Origin of the sequence: Roseibium salinum (assembly GCF_026240905.1) — a bacterium.
Classification (GTDB): Bacteria; Pseudomonadota; Alphaproteobacteria; order Rhizobiales; family Stappiaceae; genus Roseibium; species Roseibium salinum.
Window position 1 is genome coordinate 2,858,843 of record NZ_JAPEVI010000003.1, and the last position, 16,727, is coordinate 2,875,569.

The window sequence follows — 16,727 nt, forward strand, 5'->3', positions numbered from 1 at the left end:
AATCGGGAGGAAGACATGCCGTTGACACACGTATCGCTCATCAAGGGCTCCAAAACCGCAGCGCAGAAGTCCGTCATTCTGGACGAGATCTATCGTGCCATGCGGGAGACATTCGACGTGCCTGAAGACGACAAATTCATGAGGATCACGGAACACGCTCCGGAAGACCTGGTTTTTGGCCGCCACTACATGGGAATCAGGCGGTCCGACGATCTCATCATCATTCAGCTGACCGTCAGCGATACGCGAACGACAGAGAAGAAAAAGGCTCTGTTTGCGCGGATAGCGGAGAAGCTGGTGCAGAAAGCCGGTGTCCGACCGGAGGATGTCTTCATCAACCTGGTCGAGACCAAGGCGGAGAACTGGTCATTCGGCAACGGCATTGCGCAATATGCCGAAAGGCAACCGGCGGCGGTCTGACGACGGCACACGCCCCAACGACGGAAACGCGAGCCAAACAGAAACGGCGCCGGGCTTGCCGCCCTGGCGCCGTTTTCTGATTGTGTCTTGGGTCCGATCGGCCGGATCGCTTCGGACGATCGATCAGCAGGTCTCGGGACCGGTCCTTCAACCGCCGGGTCCGATCAGCGCCGGTTGAACGGCAGATCGGCCAGTTCCCTTTGGCTCATGCGCATGATGGCCGGGTGGGACAGCGGGTCGGTCCGGTCGGAGCCGGGGGCCGGCCTTGCTCTGAGTTGGCGGCGTACAAACAGTTTCAACATGATTTTCATTTTCCTTTTTATTGCTTTATCCATGGCCAAATCCCTCTTTTGAATTTAGCTTGGCTTCACATATAACCGGCCGTTCTCAATATAAAAATCGACTTCTTCTGCTATTCGATTTAGCTTTCCTATAATGAAAAATCTGAACCGCATTCATCTGTCCGGCCTGAGGGCCGTTGAATCCGTCGCCCGGCTCGGGTCGATCAAGGCGGCTGCCGAAGAGCTCGGCGTAACGGTCGGCGCCGTCAGTCAGCAGGTGCAGAAAACCGAAGCCCAACTCGGCGTTCAGCTGTTCGAGCGGCGGAACCGGATGCTGCTGCCGACGGCGCATGTGCTGGCCATGCAGCCGCACCTGACGTCGGCCATGTCCTCGCTGTCAACGGCAATTGCCACCACGCAGCGCGGCCGGGAGGATTCCCTGACGATCTCGGTCGCGCCCGTCTTCGCCGGCAAGTGGCTGGTCTGGCACCTGAAGCACTTCAACAAGGCCCATCCCGGCATCCGGGTGCGGGTCGAGGCGACCGTCGAGCTGGTCGATCCGGACACCAGCGATGTGGATCTGTGCATCCGCGTCGGACGCGGCCCCTATCCGGGGGTCAATGCGGAAATGCTGCTCCGCCAGCGGGTGTTTCCGGTCTGCAGCCCGGCGCTGGCCGGGCAGATCATAAAGCCGGAGGACATCGGCAAGCTGCCTATCATCCGCGATCCCGGTCAGATGTTTTCCTGGAAGACCTGGCTGGATCTTTTCGGGCTCGACGAAACCATCCTGCAGGACGGCCCGACCTTTTCCGACGGCTCGCTCTGCCTTGATGCGGCGATCGCCGGTCAGGGTGTCTTCCTCGCCTGGGAAACGCTTGCCGTCTATGCGGTCAATTCCGGCCAGGTCGTCGCTCCCTTCCCGCAACGGCCCGCAACGGGGATGGCCTACTGGCTGATCGGCGGCCGGAATGCGCCCCGGACAAGGGCCAAACAGGCATTCAGCGACTGGCTGAAGCAGGAACTGCCGGAGTCGATCGGCAGGCCCAAGGGAGCCGATGCGGTTTCGGCCTGAAGGCGAACCTGCGGTTTTTTCGGCCTAGGGTGCGGATCCCTAAATGAGGACGAAATGGCATGAGAAATGGCGAAACGCCGTTAGGAAGGGTGCGCAGAGCGGGCTGTGTGCCCGGTCAAGCGCGCTGACGAAGCGGTGAAGCCATTTTCATGTCCTTCGGATTTGACCGGATTGCGCCTCCTCTACGTCGCGGAAGGCTTGAAAATGAACCACATTTCCTGCGCTTCCGCTTCTTGAGGACGCGCAATCCGCCTCAAACCATTTCATCCTCATTTATGGGTCCACACCCTAGTCTGACGCGGCAACGGATTTTCCGAGAACGTCGGCCTTGACCGCCCCGCGCAGGCCCATCGGCTGTTCGGGCCCGGTCGTGCTGTCCTTGCGTGTCTGCGCTTCCATCTCACCGTTTAGTTCCGCACCGAGCAGGACGATATAGGCCGACAGCCAGAGCCACATGAGAAGGATGATGACGCCGGCGAGGCTCCCGAAGGTCTGATTGTAGCTGCCGAAATTCGCCACATAGACCGAAAATCCGATGGAGGCGACCAGCCAGAGGACACAGGCAACCACGGCTCCCGGCGTGATCCACGTCCATCTTGCATCCGCGCGGCAGGGCCCGAAGCGGTAGACGAGGGAAAGGCCCGTGATCGCCAGCAGAGCCATGATGATCCAGCGGCCGACTGCGAGCACACCAGCCAGCCACGCCGGCAGCTGCAGGAAATTGAAGATTGCCGGCAGCACCAGGGCCGATATGACCCCCAGAAGAAGAGCGAGAACGAGAAGAACCGTCAGCCCCAGGTTCAGCGCAAAGCGCAGAATGAGTCCGCGGGTCTCGTATTCGTCATATGCAAGGTTGAGCCCCTCCATCAGGCTGGCCATACCCCTGGACGCCGAGAAGATGGCGAGGCCGAGACTGACGATGAAGGCGATGCCGAGGCTCGCTTCCTGCGAGCCTGCCACGCTGGCGGCCTGATCGAGAATGATGGTTGCCGCCTGCTGGGGAACAAAGGTTGCGAGCAACTCGAGCTGGTCGGCCACCTGGGCCGGCTCGATGACCAGCCCGGCAATCGCCATCAGCGCGGTGACCGCCGGAAAGATCGCCAGCAATCCGTAGAACGCGACGCCTGCCGCGACCAGGCTGATATGATCGGTCCCGATCGCGTCCCAGACGCGGTAGAGAATGTCTTTCCATCCGGCCAACGGAATTTCGGTCGGATTGTCTGCCGTCCGGCCTCGTGCCATTCAAACCTCTTCACGAAAGCGCCCGCCCGACCGGACGGGCTTTTGTCCAGCTTGAACCTTAAACGGCCGGAAGCCGGTCGGGTTCCCGGCCGAGGCCAGGGACCGTAAAGGAGTTGTGCCTCACGGCACATTTGGCCGCGTCTTCGACGCGAATGATTTCTGGATCCCGGATGTCAGCATGAGCGCAGCGAATTCCCTTCCTCTGAAAAACACAACCGATTCCGAGCAGCGCAGCATCCTGCCGCCTTTTTGCTTGCCTTCGTGCCGCGCTTGGGTAAATTGACGGCCATGAGCAGATGCAGCGTCCATATCGGCCGTCCGGGCCAAAGCCAGGCGAGCACCTTGTGCCTGCCTTTTGCCGCTGTGCGCTTCATTGAATTGCAGGGCCCTGCCTGCGGGCGATTTAGGCGCTAACGCGCTTTATTTCCGGCGCTTTTCCTTCCCGACGGGATCTCACGCAATAATGCGGCTGAGGCCGTGGCAATGTGCGCAATTATTCGCTAAAAGACCCCGACTTTCTCTTTCGATTTCAAGCCGCGCGACGCGCGCGAACCGGTACCTGAGCACGCATGTCCAATCTCGATACACTTGAATCCGAACTTCTGGCCGCCATTGAAGGCGCCGAAACCGAGGCTTCCCTGGAGGAGGTCCGGGTCGCGGCTCTCGGCAAGAAGGGCAAGATTTCCGAGCAGATGAAGACGCTCGGCAGGATGACCCCGGAAGAGCGGCAGGTGATGGGCCCGGCCCTCAACGGCCTGAAGGCCAGGGTCACCGACGCCATTGCCGCCCGCAAGGACGTTCTGGCAGAAGGCGAGCTGGAAGCCCGCCTTGCCCGCGAAAAAGTGGATATCACCCTGCCGCTGCGCCCGTCTCCTGCGGAAACGGGCCGCATTCATCCGGTCAGCCAGGTGATCGACGAATTGTCGGCCATCTTCGCGGATATGGGCTTTTCCATCGCCGAAGGCCCGGATATCGAAACCGACGAGCTGAACTTCACCGCGCTGAACTTCCCCGAAGGTCACCCGGCGCGCGAGATGCACGACACGTTCTTCTTCAACGAAAAGGAAGACGGCGAACGGCTGCTGCTGCGCACCCATACCTCGCCGGTGCAGATCCGCACCATGCGCGAGCAGGAACCGCCGATCCGCGTCATCATTCCGGGCCGGACCTATCGCTGCGACAGCGACCAGACGCACACGCCGATGTTCCACCAGGTGGAAGGCCTCGTCATCGACAAGGAGAGCCATTTCGGCCATCTGAAATGGATCCTCAGGGAATTCTGCAAGGCGTTCTTCGAGGTCGACGACATCAAGATGCGCTTCCGTCCGAGCTTCTTTCCCTTCACCGAGCCGTCCATGGAAGTCGACATCCAGTGCGACCGGTCCGGCGGCGAGGTCAAGATCGGCCAGGGCGACGACTGGCTGGAAATTCTCGGCTGCGGCATGGTGCATCCGAACGTCATCCGCAATTGCGGTCTCGATCCGGATGTCTATCAGGGCTTTGCCTGGGGCATGGGGATCGACCGGATTGCCATGCTGAAATACGGCATGCCCGATCTGCGCGCTTTCTTCGATGCCGATGTGCGCTGGATCCAGCATTACGGTTTCCGCCCGCTCGATCTGCCGACGCTGTTCGGCGGGTTGTCCAGTTAACCGCCGAGTTCAGGGGGCGAATATCCATGTCACTGCTGATCCGTCTACTTATTGCCGTCATCCTGTCTGCGGCGGCCCTAATGCCCGCGGTCGCCCAGACCGCGGACCGGGAGTCGCGCGCGCCGACGCCGACGTCGTTCATGGAGGCGTGCGCGGAAAAGATCGAGAGCCGCGGGCGCCTGCGCTTCTGCGACACCTACTTCCGCGACAAGCTCGGCACCGAGGCCGATGCCCTGCTCTACCTGCGTGACCGGATCACCCGGCTGCGGGCGGGCCATGAGGCCAGCTCGGCGGAAAAATACCAGAGCTTTCTCCAGGCGATCTATATCGTCGCCTTCCTGACGATCGCCTCGATCGTGCTGATTGCCAGCGACCGGCGCATCGGCGGCACTGCCAAATGGGCGGGGCTGACCAGTTCCGCAGCGCTTCTGGTGATGGTGCTGATCGTCGCCATGGGGTGGCTGGGCAAATACCGGGCCGAGTATTCCGCCCAGTTCGAGCTCGGCATCCTGCGCGACCGTATCGAAACGGAAGCGGCACAGGCGATCGCCACGGGCCAGCAGATCACGCCGGAAATCGTCCGCGGCTGGACCGCCGAGTTTTCCGAGATCGGCCGCCGGTTTGCGCAGAACTACAGCCAGGCGACCGTCCTGCCCGAGTTGGACCGGTTCAGCAACTGACGCGCCATTGGACCAGATTCGCGGCTTTGCGGCCGCATGACCGATAAAGAGTAAGTCTCATGAAATTCACGCTTTCCTGGCTCAAGGAGCACCTGGAGACCGACGCCGGCCTGGACGAGATCGTCGAGCGCCTGACGATGATCGGCCTGGAGGTTGAGGAAGTCACGAACCGCGCCGATCGCCTTAAACCTTTCAGGATCGCGAAGGTCCTGGAGGCCGAGCCGCATCCGAATGCGGACCGCCTGCGGGTCTTGAAAGTCGACAGCGGCGAAGGCGAACCGCTCCAGATCGTCTGCGGCGCGCCCAATGCCCGCGCCGGCCTCGTCGGTGTGCTCGGCAAGCCGGGCGACTATATTCCGGGGCTCGACGTCACCCTTTCCGTCGGCAAGATCCGCGACGTGGAAAGCTTCGGCATGATGTGTTCGGAGCGCGAGCTGGAGCTCTCCGACGAGCATGCCGGCATCATCGACCTGCCCGCGGATGCGCCGGTCGGCATGAACTATGCCGAATGGGCGGGGCTGGACGAAGCGGTGATCGAGATCGGCCTCACGCCGAACCGCCCGGACTGCACGGGCATCCACGGCATTGCGCGGGACCTGGCCGCCGCCGGACTCGGCAAGCTGAAGGAACGCTCGCACGAACAGATCCGCGGCAGCTATTCCTGTCCCGTCGCCGTCAAGCTGGACTTCGGCGACACCAAACCGATGTGCAAGGCCTTCGGCCTGCGCATGGTCAAGGGCGTGAAGAACGGCCCGTCGCCGAAATGGCTGCAGGACCGCCTTGTCGCCATCGGCCTCAGGCCCATCAACACGCTTGTGGACATCACCAACTACATCACTTTCGACCAGGGCCGTCCGCTGCACGTCTTCGACGCGGACAAGGTCAAGGGCGATCTCGTCGTGCGGCGCGGCCGCAAGGGCGAGACGCTCGACGGCCTCAACGGCAAGACTTATGAAGTCGACGAGACCATCTGCGTGATCGCCGACGAAAACGGCGTCGAAAGCCTCGGCGGCATCCTCGGCGGCGAGCCGTCCGGCTGCACCGCAGAGACCGTCAACGTGCTGATCGAATCCGCGCTTTGGGATGAGGACGACATTGCCGCCACCGGGCGCAAGCTGGGCGTCAATACCGATGCCCGTTACCGGTTCGAGCGCGGTGTCGACCCGAACTACATGATGCCGGGCCTCGAATATGCGACCCGCATGGTATTGGTCCTGTGCGGCGGCGAGCCGTCGGAGGCGATCCAGGCCGGCACGATTCCGGACAGCACCAACATCATCGATTTCCCCTATGCGGAAATCAAACGCCTTTCGGGTGTCGATGTCACGCCGGCGGAAGCCAATGTCACGCTGAAATCCCTCGGCTTCTGGATTTCCGGTTCGGGCGACACCATCAGGGTCGCCGCGCCGAGCTGGCGTCCGGACATCGAGGGCAAGGCGGACCTCGTCGAAGAAGTCGTGCGCATCCTCGGCCTCGACCGGGTTCCCGACACGCCGCTGCCGCGTCTGGGCACCGTGGGACGGAAAGTCCTCACCACGAGCCAGATCCGCCGCAACAAGGCGCGCCGGGCCCTGGCCGTGCGCGGCTTCAACGAAGCGGTCACCTGGTCGTTCATCTCCAAGGACGAGGCTGAACTCTTCGGCGGCGGAAGCAAGGCGCTGGAGCTCGCAAATCCGATCTCCAGCGAAATGTCCGACATGCGCCCGAGCCTGCTGCCGGGCCTGCTCCTGGCCGCACAGCGCAATGCCGACCGCGGGTACGGCGATGTCGCCCTGTTCGAGATCGGCCAGATCTTCGAAGACGACACGCTCGAAGGCCAGAAGATGGTTGCCGCCGGCGTGCGCCGTGGTACCGCGAAGCCTCAGGGCGCCGGCCGTCACTGGTCGGGGAGTTCGGGCAATGTGGATGCATTCGACGCCAAGGCCGACGCGGAAGCGGCCCTTGCGGCCATCGGTGCGCCGGTCGACAAGCTGCAGGCCTATGCCGACGCACCCGGAACCTTCCACCCGGGCCGTTCGGGCAGCCTGAAGCTCGGGCCCAAGAACACGCTGGCCATCTTTGGCGAGATCCACCCGCGCACGCTTGCGGCCCTCGACATCGAAGGCCCGCTGATCGCGTTCGAGGTCTACCTCGACGCCCTGCCGCAGCCGAAAGGCAAGGGCGGCCGGTCCAGGGGCGCGTTGAACGTGAGCGACCTGATGCCGGTGCGCCGCGACTTCGCCTTCCTGGTCGGAAAGGACGTGAGCGCGGAAACGCTGCTGAGGGCAGCACGCGGGGCGGAGAAGACCCTGATCACCGACGTCAACCTGTTCGATATCTACGAAGGCAAGGGCGTTCCGGAGGATCAGAAATCGGTCGCCATCGACGTGGTCCTCCAGCCGCGCCAGAAGACCCTGACCGACGAGGAAATCGACGCGGTTGCCAGGAAGATCATCGCCAATGTCGAAAAATCGACCGGTGGTGTCTTGAGAGGCTGAACCGGCCTGGAACCGGTCGGCGGACAGCGCCGGCCGGAAACAGGCGAATTGTCGTTATCTGGCGGATGTCACGCCCGCCAGGCGCCGGCAGAGGGTGTTCCGATCCGGAGCGTTTCTCGATTGAATTCGATCACCTTCCCTAGAAACGCTCGAACTGGAGGTCTATCGCACATCGTTGCACGTAGCACCTGTCGTTATCCCTGGCCGGTACGTAGTCGCGTTCCAGTACCTCGCCGTGCTGGCAGAAATTCCGGTTGGCGACGTAACGGTCGAACGTGTGCTGTCCGGTGCTCATGACCACCGCACCGCGCTGGTTGATCAATGACTGGACCTCGCCGCAGGTCATGGTCCTGGTATCGGGCCGCCGGGATTGCGCTGTTGCCGGCAGAACGGCTGCCAGGATCAGCACGGTTGCCGCAGCAGCGGCGAAGGCCGGTTTGCGGTGAGCACAGTTCCAGAGAAATCTGTTCATGGCGACCCCCGGCAAGAGCGAGCGGATTGACGTGTTTCGACATGGAAATGGCGTCGATTGCCATCCGGTCAAGAGTGGCGGCACACATGCGGTGCCTGTGGTGATTTCACCACCGGGGCGGGAGCCCGTGTCGATTGCACTTCCCGGGTCACCGGAATCGGATAGTCTGACGCATTCATGCACAAGGCTGTTTCATGACCGATCATGCGCTCTCGCCCGCCCCCTGCCCCCGGCTTGGCGACCCTTATGCCGCCTCCGAGACGGACCGGATCGCGCGGCTTGAGGAAATCCTCCTGACGGTTCCGCACGTGATGCGGATCCTTGAGGCCATCAGGTCCATGGACCTACCCGACGCCTGGCTCGTCTCCGGCGGCATCTATCAGACGGTCTGGAACGTGATGACCGGCCGGCCGCACTTTCACGGCATGAAGGACTTCGACGTCATCTATTTCGCCGGCACGGACCTTTCCTACGAGGCGGAGGATGCGGTCATCACGCGCGTCAATGCACTGCTGCCGGATCTTGCCAGCCTCCTGGAAGTGCGCAATCAGGCGCGTGTCCACCTGTGGTACGAACAGCGCTTCGGCCGGCCCTATCGGCCGCTGGATTGTTCCATGGATAGCTTGACGACCTATGCCGCCCGCACCCATGCGGTCGCCGCCCGGCTGGACCGGCAGGGCAGACTTGTCGTCAATGCGCCGTTCGGCCTGGCCAATCTTTTTGGCATGCGGCTTGTGCCTAATTACGGGCAGCCGAACAGGGAAACCTACGTGGAGAAGGCCAGGCGCATGAAGGCGCTGTGGCCGGAACTGGAGATCGTCGACTGGGCGGAAGAGCGCGGCCCGGACGTGCTGTAAGGCTTGAGGAGTTTGTCCCCGATCACGCCCTCGTCCGGACGAGTGCCTTCAGGTCCGTCCCGAAGGACGGGCGGCGTCTTTCGGGCGCATCCTTCGAGACGCCGCTTGCGCGGCTCCTCAGGATGAGGGCGCAGGGTGCATATTCACTCATTTCAGGGTGGTGCTGCCGAGGGGGGATCTGTTGCAATGCCGCTGCTAGCCGGCCTCACGTCTTTCCTCGATTGCCGAGAGATCGCCGGCATCCTCCAGCCGCGTATCGCTTGCAACCAGGCGCGCGCGGACCAGGCCGCGAACGGAATTGCCGACAAAGATTTCCTCACCGGAGTCCAGATCAGCAGGGGTCAGGTCGGCCTCAAAGGCTAGGCCGCGCTCCAGGAGCCCGGCGCGCAAGGTGCCCGGCAGCAAGCCGTGCTTCAGCGCCGGGGTCAGCAGCCGGCCGTCCTTCCTGATGAACAGCGTCATGTAGCTGCCTTCGGTCAGAAAGCCGTGCTCGTTCCGGAACAGGACCTCCTGGGATCCGGTTTCGGCCTGATAGCGCGTGCGCGTGTCGTCCAGGAACGCGCGGTTGGTGGTCTTGTGATAGAGAAAGCGGTTGGAGGTGTGCACCGGCTCGTCGGCGAGAGCCAGGTTGAAGACCGCGCGCTGACCGGCCGGGGGCAGGTCCGTCATGGTGATGGAGAGATCGCCATCCGCACTCAGGAGCAGGCGCACGCGCTGCGGGGCATGAAAACCCTTGGCGCGCAGCTGCAGGGCGGAGCGCACCGCCGCCGCGTCGAACCGGAAGCCGAAATAGGCGGCCGAGGCCTGCAGGCGCTGCATGTGCCGCTCCAGCAGCAGATAGCCCTCTTGCGGGTCGAAGGCCATGGTCTCGATGAGATCGAAGTCCGGCGTCTCCTCGCTCATGAATTTCAGCTTCAGGATGCATTCGTCATATTCGGGCGCTGCGCCGGAATCGAACACGACGCCTGAGCCCGTGCCGGCCTCGCCCGAGCCGTCATTGCGCAGCACCAGCGTGCGGATGGCGACGTTGAAACGGAAGTCCCCTCCGGGAGCCAGATAGCCGATGGAGCCGGTATAGACGCCGCGCGGTCCGCTTTCCAGGTCGTCGGCGATCTGCATGGCGCTCAGCTTCGGCGCCCCGGTGATGGAGCCGCAGGGGAACAGGTTCTCGATGATCGCGGCAAAGCCGACCGTGGCGGGAAGCCGGGCTTCGACGGTCGAGGTCATCTGGTGCACGCTCTGATAGCACTCGACCGCGCAGAGCTTCGTCACCCTGACCGAGCCCGTCTCGGCAATGCGCGAAAGATCGTTGCGCATCAGGTCGACGATCATGGTGTTTTCGGAGCGCTGCTTGGGGTCGCTGGCCAGGTCACGGGCGATCAGGTTGTCTTCCGAGGCGTAGCGGCCGCGCGGGGCCGTGCCTTTCATCGGCCGGGTGCGCAGCAGACTGCCTTGCCGCTCCACAAACAGTTCCGGCGACAGCGACAGGACCGACCGGTCTTCCAGGGAAATGAAGGCGGCATATTCGACCGGCTGGCGGCGCATCAGATCCAGGAACAGGCGTTCCGGCGCACCGTGATGCCGCAGCCGCGCCCGCATGGTCAGGTTGACCTGGTAGATGTCGCCTTTGGCCAGATGATCACGCACCTGTTCGAAAGCCGAGCCGTAGGACGACCGGTCCATGTCGAAGGCGGGCTTCGTGACGAAAGCGCTGTCGCTGCCTGAAGCTGCCGCAAGCAGAGCCCTCGCCTCTTCCAGCTCCAGTTCCTCGGCCTCATCATAAAGTCCGAACCAGAGCAGCGGCTCACCGGTTTCGTCAAAGCGCTTTTCGAGCTTCGGCTCGAAGGCAAAGCCGAGTTCATAGGCCAGGAAACCGGCCGCATAGCGGCCCTCCGCCTGCGCGGCCTCCAGCCGAGCCAGACAGTGCGGCACATCGGCGAGCTTTGAACAGGTGACGATCTCGCCGGGCGCCTCGAACAACAGCGCCGAGCGCTGCTTGAGGAGGTCCAGCAGCAGGACCGTTCCAGGGCTGACGGTGCCTTTCGTCATGGCGCCACCGAGTGCCGTTGCCACGTCCCGACCGGCCGAGTTTGCGGCCTGTGCGGTGCGGTGCAATGCGCCGGTGCGGCGCGCAGACAGGGTCCCATCAGACGGATCATGATCAACGACAATTGCGACGAGCCGGTTGGCGGAGCGAGCAGAAGCATCGGCCCGATCGTGCCGGGAATCCCCTCGCTTGAATGGCACGAATTGGGCGGCTCATGACATCCATGCGACATGAGGTCAAGGGGAAGGGGGCAAAAGCTGCGCCAGAAACGAAGAACCGGGCACCGGCGGGCAGGCCGGTGACCCGGTTCGAAGTGGGCCGCTCAATGGACGGTCGGGCTAAGCTATCGGGCCATACCCTAAGCGCTCTGCCCGAGGCCGGTGGGACAGGCAACGCCCGTGCCGCCGATGCCGCAATAGCCGGCCGGGTTCTTGGCCAGATACTGCTGGTGATAATCCTCGGCAAAATAGAAGGTATCCAGCTGGCGGATTTCGGTGGTGATCGAAGCCGTCTTGCCCGCCTGTTTCAGCGCGTGCTGATAGGCGTCCCTCGACCGTTCCGCCACCTCCAGATCCTCAGCCGAGCTCACATAGATCGCCGAGCGGTATTGCGTGCCGGTGTCGTTGCCCTGGCGCATGCCCTGGGTCGGGTCGTGGCTTTCCCAGAAAACCTTCAGAAGATCGGCAAACGCGATTTGGTCGGGGTCGTAGACCACCAGCACGGCCTCCGTATGGCCGGTGCGCCCCGTGCAGGTCTCGTGATAGGTGGGATTGGGCGTGTGCCCGCCTGCATAGCCGACGGCGGTGACATGGACGCCGGGCAACTGCCAGAACAACCTTTCGGCCCCCCAGAAACAGCCCATGCCGAACAGGACCGATTTCGTGTTCGCCGGATAGGGACCGGTGAGCGAACGGCCGTTGACGAAATGAGGCTCCGTGGGCGTGATCGCCGCGTCCCGGCCCGGCAGGGCTTCATCCTCGGACGGCAGTTTGAATTTCTTGGTCAGCATGGTCATGAACGACATGGCAAATCTCCCCGCCTGTGCCCGGGCTGTCCCGGCGTATCCGGAACGGCGGCCACCCGGGTGCGCTTGTTCGGCCTGGCCCCTAATGTGGCGCAGCGCCCGCGGCTTTCCAAGAGGGAGCTCGCGAAGAGGTGTTCGGGTGTGTTCAGGCGAATTGCGCGCGCTGTCGCCGGCGACTGGCGCCGAGCCACAGGAACAGCAGGCCAAGCGGGGCGAACACCGCCCAGACCGGCCATGTCAGCACGGTCTGCAGGGCCGGATCCCAGAGCGCCGGATGAATGTGCCGCTGGATGACCGCCTGGGCAAGATTGAGCGTATCCGGCGACAGATCGAACCAGACCTGCCCAAGCGGGGCCAACAACACCTGCGATTGCGCAATGGACGTGCTGGCGTCCGAGATGCCGGCAATAATCGCCACGGCAAGAAAGCCGTATCCCAATATACGAAAAAAGATTTTTATGATGCCAATCATGATCTAGCCTTCGGCCTCGTCATATTTTACAGGAGAAAAACCAACAAACGCTGGTTTTCGGCAATAACGCCTTTTGGGGAACTATCGTTCCTTAAAGTAATTACTCGAAAAATAACGAACAAGATTTTCTGTGAAACACATTGCTGTGATGACGGCCGTTGGCCGCCCCTCGATACCCACATCCCGCGTGGGCAATTATCGTGATTTTATCAAAAAAATCCACAATTTACATACACCCCAAAAAAACCCGTTCTACCGCTTGCGCTCGAACGCGTCATGAGTATATTGCGCGGCACTCAAGCGGGTCCAACGCTTGGAAACGGACAGGTGGCCGAGTGGTTGAAGGCGCACGCCTGGAACGCGTGTATACGGGCAACCGTATCGAGGGTTCGAATCCCTCTCTGTCCGCCATAACTCAGCGATTTGAGACACTTCGCCAGGCTTCGGCTCCATTCAGGGCCGGATCGGTTCCTCGCCTGTAAGTTCCCATCTCCACATGGCGATAATGAAATCACTCAACAAGAGCGCTTCGTCGAACCAGTGAAGGTTCGGGTCGGCGACAACGGCGACGCCCTGCCAGACCTGCGGGTCCGTGGCCCCCGAGCGCGCGGCACCCCAGAAGGCGCATTCCTGTTCCTCGGCCAGGAAGACCAGCCGGCCGTCTCTTATCGCCAGCGCCTCCGGCGGCAACAAACGGTTCCGCAACCGATTGATTTCATGCAGGCCGCAGATTTCATAATAATCCCTGAGCGCCACGGGCGCGGCGAGCCTGTCGAGGATGCCGGCATGCGGCGCCAGATCCATTCCATGTTCAGGCTTGAGATCAAGACCAAGGCCGGCAAATGCCTGGCGATACTTTTCGGCGAACATCGGCGGTCCCTCTTCCCCTGCTATCGCTATGGCGCCGCATTCCGTTCCGGCCTCAGACGTTCGAGGAAATCGGCGAAGGTTTTTGCCGCGACGACATCCTGACGGACTTCGACGTCGATCCAGGTCACGGACGGATCCGGACTGCTGCGATAGTCGAGCGTGATCCACCAATGCCCCTCGCCCGACAGCAGGATCTGACTTTCCGGCAGGCCCCATTCGCGGGTCATGTAATCACGATTGTAAATGTTGTGGATGGCGGTCGGTTCGTCGGGAGAGCCGATTCCACTCAATTCGAACAGGGGAATACAGTCGGATGCCCAACTCGTGGGCATGGCCATGGGACACTCAAATCGCTTGGTGTAGCCACCATTCTGGATACGCAGCAGGGCGAGATACGCGGCCGGCAGCCGGACCCCAAGCCGCTGCTCGGCGGCGGCGATCATTGTGTCCGTAAGGGGCGGATTGTTGTCGTGATTTTCTCGCCAGAAATCGTTGGGATCGATGGCCATTGGCGGTGTCCTGTCTTATGCGAAAATGGAACGACCTTGTGCTGCGCGCCCTGTTTCTCATCCCCCCGGAAAGCAGAGCCGCAGCGTGAGTTTGCCGGGTCGGCGCCGTCGGAGCAACGTGCCCGCGGCTGAGTTGGCCGGTGCGGCACGGCCCAAGGCCGGTTTCGGCGCCGTTTGCAACCGGCCTCTCCGGGACGAAAACCGGTCCGTATCACCCTTGCCTTTCCGCGTGATCCGGCGTATTTCGCACGTCCATTCCATTTCCCGCCCGTTTCCCCTGCCAGGATGACCGTGTCGCCGGCTGTCCTGGCACGTATTCCTTTTCGAGGATTGCCGCCATGCCGCTGACGATCGGACTTGATTTCGGGACGTCAAACACCGTCGCCGTCTCGGCAAACGGCCTTTCCGCCACCGAACCCGTTTCATTCGCCGACGGCAACGAGACCTTCACGTCGCTTGCCACGGTGCTCAGCTTTCTGGACCGGGGGCCGGCGAAGCGGCCGCATCCGGAGGTAGGCCCCTGGGCGATCCGGCAGTTCCTGGAGAGTTACGGCGATGTCCGTTTCATCCAGTCGCTGAAAAGTTTTGCGGCGAGCGGCGCCTTCAAGGGAACCGGGATCTACGGCGTCCGCTTTGGTTTCGAAGACCTGATGGCTGCCTTCCTGCGATGCGCCTTCGAGCACGCGGGCACGGTGTTCGATCCGTCGTCGGTCCGCCTCGTCGTCGGCCGGCCGGTGGCGTTCGCCGGGTACAGTCCGGATGACGATCTTGCCATGGCCCGCTACCGGACGGCGTTTCAAAAGCTCGGCTTCGAGGACATCCTTTTCGTCATGGAGCCGGTGGGTGCCGCGTTTTCCTATGCGCAGTCGCTGGACAAGGACACGACCATTCTGGTGGCGGATCTCGGCGGCGGCACGACCGACTATTCCCTGATGCGCTTTGAAACCCGGGGCGGTCACCTCTCGGCAACGCCGCTCGGCCGCGGCGGCATCGGCATTGCCGGCGACACGTTCGACTATCGCATCATCGACAATGTAGTGCTGCCGAAGCTCGGCAAGGGCTCCATGTACAAGAGCATGGGCAAGGTGCTGGAAATCCCGCCCAATCTGTTTGCCAATTTCGCCCGCTGGCACATGCTGTCCATCTTCAAGACCTCCGACGATTTCAAGGAACTGAAGAAGCTGCTGCGCTGGTGCCTGGAACCGGAGAAGATCGAACTCTTCATCGACCTGGTCGATGAAGACCAGGGCTATCCGCTCTATAAGTCGGTCTCGGAGACGAAGGCCCGTCTGTCCTCGCAGGACGAAGCGGAACTCGCGTTCGCGCCGCTCGGAGCCGATTTCAAGGTGGCGGTCGCGCGGCGGGATTTTGAAGACTGGATTGCGCCGGATCTCCAGAAGATGGACAACGCGCTGGACGAGACGCTGCAGTCTGCCGGACTGGCGGAAAAGGACATCGACCGGGTGTTCATGACCGGCGGCACGTCCTTCGTTCCCGCGGTCCGCAGGCAGTTTGCCGACCGGTTCGGCCATGAGCGGATTTCCGGCGGCAACGAACTGACCTCGGTTGCGAACGGCCTGGCGTTGATCGGGGTGCGGGAAGACGCCGCCGAGTGGACCGTCTCGGCCTGACGGCTAACAGCCGGGCTCCTCAAGCAGCGTGAGAGATACTTCGGCGTTGTCGCCGGACGCGATCTTTTGCGATCTGCGGACTGCCGCCTTGACGGGCAGGAGAAACGATCCGGACGGCTTGTCCGGCCAGATGGTCGTGTCCCATTCGCTTGAGCCGATCCGCGCCCTGACCCTGATCATGCCCCAGCCCCGGCGCTTGCCGCTGCCGAGATAAAAGCGGATCTGGTCGGCGCATCCGGCCGGTAGCGTCACGAAGGTCCAGCCGCCCGGGCCGGCCGACAGCCACAATTCTGCGCGGAACTCCAGTCGGTCGAGCACATCCTGCCATCCAGGGTCTGTTGAAGAACGGGCCGCATCGGCGGCCGGAAATCAGTTTTCCGTCGGGGACGTCACTCAACCAGGTTGATGTCCGCCATCAGGTCGCCCGCCGTCTCCTGGAGCGCTTCGCTCAGCGCGGCGGGGGCGAGACCGGGGGAAGGCGCAGGTCCGCTGACGCCTTGAACAGAGCCTCGCCCTGCATGGAGCCGGGGGCGACTTCCGTTTCAAGATGCTCGATGCTGACGCCCCGGTCGCTCAGGACGCGGGTAATGTCGCGCAGGATGCCCGGATGGTCCTGGGACACAAGATCGAGATGGGCGAAGACGCCTTCCAGCTCCTGCGGGCCCATGACGTCGGAGCGCAGCGTGATGTCGATGCCGTCGGCCGCAAGCGCCTGGAGTTCGGCAATCAGCTCGTCCGACCGTTCTCCGGCAATGCCGATGCGCACGATGCCCGCGAATTCGCCGCCGAGGCGGGCCATCGAGCTTTCGATCCAGTTGCCGCCCAACTCCGCGATGATCTCCGCGATTCGCTCGACGAGCCCCGGCCGGTCCTTGGCAATAACCGTGAAAACGAGATGAGTCTGCATGATGCCCTGCGCGTGGTTCAATCAACGTGCCAGTACTAGACAATTGCGGCGTGTTGAAAACAAGTCCGCAAATTGTCCGCAGGCATCAAATTGGCGGTAGCAGGCAGCCGGAAT

17 protein-coding genes and 1 tRNA gene are annotated in these 16,727 nt (G+C 62.6%); 8 read left to right on the forward strand and 10 right to left on the reverse strand.

What is annotated here, in order from left to right:
- The first annotated feature begins 15 nt into the window (after window positions 1-15).
- The gene (locus ON753_RS17775) at window positions 16-420 is read left to right on the forward strand and encodes a tautomerase family protein (RefSeq protein WP_265964031.1); all 405 of its coding nucleotides are present in this window, start codon (window positions 16-18) and stop codon (window positions 418-420) included.
- Between the two features lie 164 nt (window positions 421-584).
- Here the strand turns inward: ON753_RS17775 and ON753_RS17780 are convergent, their stop codons facing one another.
- The gene (locus ON753_RS17780; protein WP_265964032.1) at window positions 585-722 is read right to left on the reverse strand and encodes a hypothetical protein; all 138 of its coding nucleotides are present in this window, start codon (window positions 720-722) and stop codon (window positions 585-587) included.
- 133 nt (window positions 723-855) lie between these two features.
- On the opposite strand from ON753_RS17780, the gene ON753_RS17785 reads away from it, so the two are divergent.
- Window positions 856-1,773, forward strand: a complete 918-nt coding sequence (locus ON753_RS17785) for a LysR substrate-binding domain-containing protein (protein WP_265964033.1) — start codon at window positions 856-858, stop codon at window positions 1,771-1,773.
- Between the two features lie 288 nt (window positions 1,774-2,061).
- Here ON753_RS17785 and ON753_RS17790 read toward each other — a convergent pair whose 3' ends face one another.
- The gene (locus ON753_RS17790) at window positions 2,062-3,015 is read right to left on the reverse strand and encodes a YihY/virulence factor BrkB family protein (protein WP_265964035.1); all 954 of its coding nucleotides are present in this window, start codon (window positions 3,013-3,015) and stop codon (window positions 2,062-2,064) included.
- Window positions 3,016-3,584: 569 nt separating this feature from the next.
- On the opposite strand from ON753_RS17790, the gene pheS reads away from it, so the two are divergent.
- Genes pheS through pheT form a run of 3 tightly spaced genes read left to right on the forward strand, consistent with a single transcriptional unit; the run spans window position 3,585 to window position 7,824 of the window.
- Window positions 3,585-4,667, forward strand: a complete 1,083-nt coding sequence (pheS, locus tag ON753_RS17795; protein WP_265964037.1) for a phenylalanine--tRNA ligase subunit alpha — start codon at window positions 3,585-3,587, stop codon at window positions 4,665-4,667.
- Between the two features lie 26 nt (window positions 4,668-4,693).
- Window positions 4,694-5,347, forward strand: a complete 654-nt coding sequence (locus ON753_RS17800; RefSeq protein WP_265964039.1) for a phenylalanyl-tRNA synthetase subunit alpha — start codon at window positions 4,694-4,696, stop codon at window positions 5,345-5,347.
- Between the two features lie 59 nt (window positions 5,348-5,406).
- Window positions 5,407-7,824, forward strand: coding sequence for a phenylalanine--tRNA ligase subunit beta (gene pheT / locus ON753_RS17805; protein WP_265964041.1), 2,418 nt, complete (start codon window positions 5,407-5,409; stop codon window positions 7,822-7,824).
- Between the two features lie 139 nt (window positions 7,825-7,963).
- Here pheT and ON753_RS17810 read toward each other — a convergent pair whose 3' ends face one another.
- Entirely contained in the window at window positions 7,964-8,296 is a 333-nt protein-coding gene (locus tag ON753_RS17810; RefSeq protein WP_265964043.1) for a hypothetical protein, read from the reverse strand.
- A 194-nt stretch (window positions 8,297-8,490) separates the two neighbouring features.
- Between ON753_RS17810 and ON753_RS17815 the strand changes: the two genes are divergently transcribed.
- The gene (locus ON753_RS17815; protein ID WP_265964045.1) at window positions 8,491-9,153 is read left to right on the forward strand and encodes a nucleotidyltransferase family protein; all 663 of its coding nucleotides are present in this window, start codon (window positions 8,491-8,493) and stop codon (window positions 9,151-9,153) included.
- 195 nt (window positions 9,154-9,348) lie between these two features.
- Here the strand turns inward: ON753_RS17815 and pabB are convergent, their stop codons facing one another.
- The 3 genes from pabB to ON753_RS17830 form a co-directional block, all read right to left on the reverse strand.
- Entirely contained in the window at window positions 9,349-11,202 is a 1,854-nt protein-coding gene (gene pabB / locus ON753_RS17820; protein ID WP_265964047.1) for an aminodeoxychorismate synthase component I, read from the reverse strand.
- A gap of 356 nt (window positions 11,203-11,558) precedes the next feature.
- Window positions 11,559-12,224 (reverse strand): peptide-methionine (S)-S-oxide reductase MsrA, encoded by a 666-nt coding sequence (msrA, locus tag ON753_RS17825; protein WP_265964048.1) that lies wholly within the window; start codon window positions 12,222-12,224, stop codon window positions 11,559-11,561.
- 145 nt (window positions 12,225-12,369) lie between these two features.
- Window positions 12,370-12,642, reverse strand: a complete 273-nt coding sequence (locus ON753_RS17830; protein WP_265964050.1) for a hypothetical protein — start codon at window positions 12,640-12,642, stop codon at window positions 12,370-12,372.
- A gap of 375 nt (window positions 12,643-13,017) precedes the next feature.
- Here ON753_RS17830 and ON753_RS17835 point away from each other — a divergent pair.
- Window positions 13,018-13,107: transfer RNA gene (locus tag ON753_RS17835), tRNA-Ser, on the forward strand.
- 42 nt (window positions 13,108-13,149) lie between these two features.
- Here ON753_RS17835 and ON753_RS17840 read toward each other — a convergent pair.
- Complete coding sequence (locus tag ON753_RS17840) at window positions 13,150-13,566, reverse strand: hypothetical protein (protein ID WP_265964052.1); 417 nt, start codon at window positions 13,564-13,566, stop codon at window positions 13,150-13,152.
- Window positions 13,567-13,592: 26 nt separating this feature from the next.
- Complete coding sequence (locus ON753_RS17845; protein ID WP_265964054.1) at window positions 13,593-14,075, reverse strand: SMI1/KNR4 family protein; 483 nt, start codon at window positions 14,073-14,075, stop codon at window positions 13,593-13,595.
- Window positions 14,076-14,413: 338 nt separating this feature from the next.
- On the opposite strand from ON753_RS17845, the gene ON753_RS17850 reads away from it, so the two are divergent.
- Complete coding sequence (locus tag ON753_RS17850) at window positions 14,414-15,706, forward strand: Hsp70 family protein (RefSeq protein WP_265964056.1); 1,293 nt, start codon at window positions 14,414-14,416, stop codon at window positions 15,704-15,706.
- A gap of 3 nt (window positions 15,707-15,709) precedes the next feature.
- On the opposite strand, the gene ON753_RS17855 is transcribed toward ON753_RS17850, so the two are convergent.
- Window positions 15,710-16,024, reverse strand: coding sequence for a DUF1905 domain-containing protein (locus tag ON753_RS17855; protein WP_265964058.1), 315 nt, complete (start codon window positions 16,022-16,024; stop codon window positions 15,710-15,712).
- 130 nt (window positions 16,025-16,154) lie between these two features.
- Window positions 16,155-16,613 (reverse strand): glycine cleavage system transcriptional repressor, encoded by a 459-nt coding sequence (locus ON753_RS17860; protein ID WP_265964060.1) that lies wholly within the window; start codon window positions 16,611-16,613, stop codon window positions 16,155-16,157.
- Window positions 16,614-16,727 lie beyond the last annotated feature (114 nt).

Coding starts and splice junctions, on each gene's coding strand:
- ON753_RS17840 (WP_265964052.1), bottom strand. CDS start 13,566: ATGTTCGCCGAAAAGTATCGCCAGGCATTTGCCGGCCTTGGTCTTGAT.
- ON753_RS17810 (WP_265964043.1), bottom strand. CDS start 8,296: ATGAACAGATTTCTCTGGAACTGTGCTCACCGCAAACCGGCCTTCGCC.
- ON753_RS17815 (WP_265964045.1), top strand. CDS start 8,491: ATGACCGATCATGCGCTCTCGCCCGCCCCCTGCCCCCGGCTTGGCGAC.
- ON753_RS17800 (WP_265964039.1), top strand. CDS start 4,694: ATGTCACTGCTGATCCGTCTACTTATTGCCGTCATCCTGTCTGCGGCG.
- ON753_RS17845 (WP_265964054.1), bottom strand. CDS start 14,075: ATGGCCATCGATCCCAACGATTTCTGGCGAGAAAATCACGACAACAAT.
- pheS (WP_265964037.1), top strand. CDS start 3,585: ATGTCCAATCTCGATACACTTGAATCCGAACTTCTGGCCGCCATTGAA.
- ON753_RS17790 (WP_265964035.1), bottom strand. CDS start 3,015: ATGGCACGAGGCCGGACGGCAGACAATCCGACCGAAATTCCGTTGGCC.
- pabB (WP_265964047.1), bottom strand. CDS start 11,202: ATGACGAAAGGCACCGTCAGCCCTGGAACGGTCCTGCTGCTGGACCTC.
- ON753_RS17785 (WP_265964033.1), top strand. CDS start 856: ATGAAAAATCTGAACCGCATTCATCTGTCCGGCCTGAGGGCCGTTGAA.
- pheT (WP_265964041.1), top strand. CDS start 5,407: ATGAAATTCACGCTTTCCTGGCTCAAGGAGCACCTGGAGACCGACGCC.
- ON753_RS17780 (WP_265964032.1), bottom strand. CDS start 722: ATGTTGAAACTGTTTGTACGCCGCCAACTCAGAGCAAGGCCGGCCCCC.
- msrA (WP_265964048.1), bottom strand. CDS start 12,224: ATGTCGTTCATGACCATGCTGACCAAGAAATTCAAACTGCCGTCCGAG.
- ON753_RS17850 (WP_265964056.1), top strand. CDS start 14,414: ATGCCGCTGACGATCGGACTTGATTTCGGGACGTCAAACACCGTCGCC.
- ON753_RS17860 (WP_265964060.1), bottom strand. CDS start 16,613: ATGCAGACTCATCTCGTTTTCACGGTTATTGCCAAGGACCGGCCGGGG.
- ON753_RS17775 (WP_265964031.1), top strand. CDS start 16: ATGCCGTTGACACACGTATCGCTCATCAAGGGCTCCAAAACCGCAGCG.